2 protein-coding genes are annotated in these 2015 nt (G+C 55.3%); both read left to right on the plus strand.

What is annotated here, in order from left to right; genetic code table 11:
• On the plus strand, positions 1–1162 hold a 1162-nt coding region (istA, locus tag ACHHRT_RS13715; protein WP_395500333.1), incomplete at its 5' end, for an IS21 family transposase.
• A complete protein-coding gene (gene istB, locus ACHHRT_RS13720) occupies positions 1159–1929 on the plus strand; it encodes an IS21-like element helper ATPase IstB (RefSeq protein WP_395500334.1) in 771 nt (256 codons plus the stop codon). The genes istA and istB, both read left to right, overlap by 4 nt.
• Positions 1930–2015: the final 86 nt, after the last annotated feature.

Below are 2015 nucleotides of genomic sequence, written 5' to 3' on the forward strand. Positions count from 1 at the left end.
TCTCTCCCCGACGTGCCAGGTATTCATTCCCTGCGAACCCGATGCAGGGCGCGAGGCGGAGATTGATTGGGGGACGGCGACGGCGGTGTTGGCCGGTGAGTCGGTTCGATTAAAGTTTTTCTGTATGCGCAGCAAATTTTCCGGGAAGCATTTTGTCCGGCTCTACCGGTGCGAACGGCAGCAGGCCTTTTTTGATGCCCACCAGCAGGCGTTCGATTTTTTCGGCGGCATCTTCTCGATTTTGATCTATGACAATTTGACCACGGCGGTGCAAAAGGTCCTTAAGGGCCGGGCTCGTCTGGAGCAGGAAGGATTCCGCAAATTCAAAGCGTATCACAGCTTCGAGGCTCGTTTCTGCAACCCTGGCAATGGCCATGAGAAAGGCGGCGTGGAGGGGTTGGTAGGTTTCGCCCGGCGCAACTACATGGTACCGATTCCGGAAGCCGCGAGTCTCGAAGAGCTGAATGAAACGATTCTCCGGCAATGCATCAACTACGGCACCCACAAGATGGCGGGCCGGACCCAGACCATCGAGGAACTCTTTGAGCAAGAACAGCGACACCTGCTGCCATTGCCGGCGGGGGCCTACTCCGCCACCCTTCCCCTTGAAGCACGGGCGGACAAGTACGCCACAGTGATTGCCGACAAGAATCGTTATTCCGTGCCGTATCGGTATGTAGGGCGCAAGCTGAAAATCATGCTGCATGTCGAACGGGTGGAGATTTTTGCCGGCGGCAAGAAGCTCGCGGAACACGAGCGGTTGTTCGGCAACAATAAATGGAGCCTCACGGCGGATCACTATCTGGAGATCATCCAGCAGCGGCCGCTGGCTTTCAACAGCGCGCGCCCCATTCGCCAATGGCGCAAGCAGTGGCCTGATTCACTGCACCGGATGCTGGAGAGCTTCTGCCTCTCCCGGGGAGAAACCACGGGGATTAAAGATTTCATATCGGTCCTGATGCTCTATCGGCAATACAAACCGGACGAAGTCGAGGCGGCGGTGGTGCTGGCCTTGAAAAAAGGGCTCAGCACCAGTGAGGGGGTGGCACATATCCTGATTTGTGCCAGCGAAACCGCCACCGCCAATGCCCCGCTGTCTAACTGGCCACAGTTGCCGCCTCCCGATCTCGCAGTCTATGGGTTGCTGGGAGGTGTGCAATGATGAACAGCACCTTTGTCGAATTGAGGGAGAACCTCAAAGCCTTAACCCTTTCCACCATGGTCCGGGAGATCGAGCCGGCACTGCGCCAGGCAAAGGAACGTGGCGTTGGTTACGATGAATTTCTCCTGGACCTTACGGTGGCGGAGCTTCAGACCAGAGCGGAAAGCCGCCTCAATCGCCGAGTGCGGGAAGCGAAATTCCCCTTGGTAAAGACCATGGAGGGATTCGACCTCGATGCAGTTGACGGGCTCGATATCCGCCTGGTCCGCGAATTGACAGGATGTGACTTTATCAAAGAACGGCGAAACATCATTTTTCTTGGCCGAAGCGGCGCCGGCAAGACCCACTTGGCCACCGCCATCGGGGTCGAAGCATGCAGGAGCAATTATCGCACTCGCTTCGTCAGTTGCTATGGCCTGGTTAATGAACTGATCGAAGCACGACAGGAGAGAGATTTACAACGGCTGATTCAACGGTATACCCGTTATGACCTGTTGATCCTTGACGAGCTGGGATACATCCCTTTTTCCAAAGAAGGAGCGGAACTGCTTTTTCAGGTTCTTGCCGAACGACACGAGAAAGGGGCGGTTATCATCACGACCAATCTCGGCTTCGCCGACTGGACACAAGTCTTCGGGGAGCAGGTGATGACCGCGGCGCTTCTTGATCGCCTGACCCACAGAGCCCATATTATCAATTGCCAGTGGGATAGCTATCGTCTCAAGCAGAGTTTGAAAGAAAAAAAACTACAGGCCAATCCTGGATGACCCCCCTGTCTCCAGACTTACGTCCAAAGTTCAGGGTGGTCAATTTTCGGTGATCACAGGTGGTCAATTTTCGGTTGTCATTTCTA

Source organism: Desulfurivibrio modestus, assembly GCF_044068625.1.
Taxonomy (GTDB): domain Bacteria; phylum Desulfobacterota; class Desulfobulbia; order Desulfobulbales; family Desulfurivibrionaceae; genus Desulfurivibrio.

Excerpts from the sequence above, each read along its gene's own strand:
- istB (WP_395500334.1), top strand. The coding sequence starts at position 1,159 with ATGATGAACAGCACCTTTGTCGAATTGAGGGAGAACCTCAAAGCCTTA.